Source organism: Nocardioides sp. AN3 (genome assembly GCF_054653495.1).
This window is the reverse complement of record NZ_BAAIGC010000073.1, coordinates 1-1,883: the sequence shown is the minus strand read 5'-3', so window position 1 is coordinate 1,883 and position 1,883 is coordinate 1. Positions and strand designations below refer to the sequence as shown.

General features: G+C 69.5%; 2 protein-coding genes. Both read left to right on the top strand.

Annotated features, from left to right (window positions below):
• On the top strand, window positions 1-1,349 hold a 1,349-nt coding region (locus ACYQ1K_RS27815; protein ID WP_459986874.1), incomplete at its 5' end, for a DDE-type integrase/transposase/recombinase.
• Window positions 1,346-1,883 (top strand): ATP-binding protein (locus ACYQ1K_RS27810; protein WP_459986873.1); only part of this gene is annotated, 538 nt, incomplete at its 3' end. The genes ACYQ1K_RS27815 and ACYQ1K_RS27810, both read left to right, overlap by 4 nt.

The window sequence follows — 1,883 nt, the reverse complement described above, 5'->3', positions numbered from 1 at the left end:
CCAAGATCAGCGCGAAACGACTGCTGCCGCTGGCCCGGGCGGCGGGCTATGACGGCTCGGACCGCAACTTCCGACGTCTGGTCGCCGAGGCGAAGCAGGAGTGGCGCATCAAGCAGGCCCGTGCCGGTGGCCGGCGTCCGGCGATCTGGACGCCCGGTGAGGTGCTGGCGATCGACTGGGGCACCGAGATCGTCGCGGGTCGGCGCACGCATGTGTTCTGTGCGGTGCTGGCCTGGTCGCGCTACCGGTTCGTCCGGTTCGCTCCCGACGAGCAGCAGACCACCACCCTGGCGTTGCTGGCCGAGTGCTTCGAGGAGCTCGGCGGCGTCCCCAAGGTCGTCCTCGCGGACAGGATGGGCTGCCTGAAGGGCAACGTAGTCGCCAACGTCGTCGTCCCGGCACCTGACTATGTCCGGTTCGCCAGCCACTACCGGTTCCGGCCCGACTTCTGCCAGGCCGAGGATCCAGAGTCCAAGGGCATCGTGGAGAACCTGGTGGGCTATGCCAAGGACGACCTGCTGGTCCCGCTCGAGCTCGACGAGAACCCCTGGGCTGAGGGCTATGCCGGGCTGAACGAGCGCGCGGTGGCGTGGGGTGTCGAGGTCAACGGCCGTCGCCACAGCGAGACCCACGCCATCCCCACCGCCCGGCTGCACGGCGAGGGCGGCGCGGGCGGCGCGGGCGGCGCGGGCGGCGGCGAAGGGGAGCTGCTCGGTGAGCTGCCCTCGCTGCGGCTCGAGGTCGGCCCAGCGCCGATCACCCGCAAGGTCGACAAGCTCTCCTGCATCCGGTTCGGATCGGCCCGCTACTCGGTCCCGAACCGACTGATCGCGAAGATCGTCACGGTCCTAGTCGACGAGCGCGACCGGATCCTGCGGGTCATCGAACCGGTCACCGGGGAGATCCACGCCGAACATGGGTTGGTCGCACCCGGTGAGACCAGCATCGACGATGCCCACTACGACCGACCCCGACCAGCCACGCCACGTCGTGGTGCCCGGCCACGGACCGTGGCCGAGAAGCAGTTCCTGGCGTTAGGGCCGGTCGCCGAGCAGTTCCTCACCGGGGCCGCCGCGGCCGGCGTGACCAAGCTCAACACCGAGATCGCCACCATCCTCACCCTGGCCGCCGCACACGGCACCGAGGCCCTTATCGCAGCACTGGAACGAGCGGTCGCGTTCGGGCGATGGCGTGCCGACGACGTCCGGTCGATCCTGGCCACCAACGGACACGCACCGGTGCCGACCCCGGCCGGGCAGGCACTGGTGATGACCCTGCCCACCGTCCCGACTAGGTCGTTGGACGCCTACCGGATCGGCGCTGAGGCAGAGGGCGGTGAGGTGTCGTGACCGCGAGCGTCCCACCGCCGTTGGCGGCCGATCTGAATGAGGGGCTGCGCCGGTTGAAGATGGCCGCGATGCGCAGGCTGGCCCCCGAGTTGCTCCTCACCGCGAAGACGCAACGGTGGAACCCCGAGGAGTTCCTGCGGACTCTGGTCGAGGCCGAGATCGCCGCCAGGGATGCGTCGAATGCCCGGACCCGGATGCGGCAGGCAGCCTTCCCCGTCACCAAACGGCTCGAGGAGTTCGACGTCGCCGCCTCCTCGATCCCACCAGCCACCTTCGACTACCTCTTCTCACTGGATTGGATCCGCGCGGCCGAGAACGTGTGCATGATCGGGCCCGCCGGCACCGGCAAGTCGCACACCTTGATCGCCCTGGGCATCGCCGCGGTCGAGGCCGGCCATCGGGTCCGGTACTTCACCGCCGCCGAGCTCGTCGAGACCCTCTACCGCGGACTGGCCGACAACAGCGTCGGCAAGGTCATCGACACGCTGCTGCGCAACGACGCAGTGCTCATTGACGAGCTGGGCTTTGCGCCGC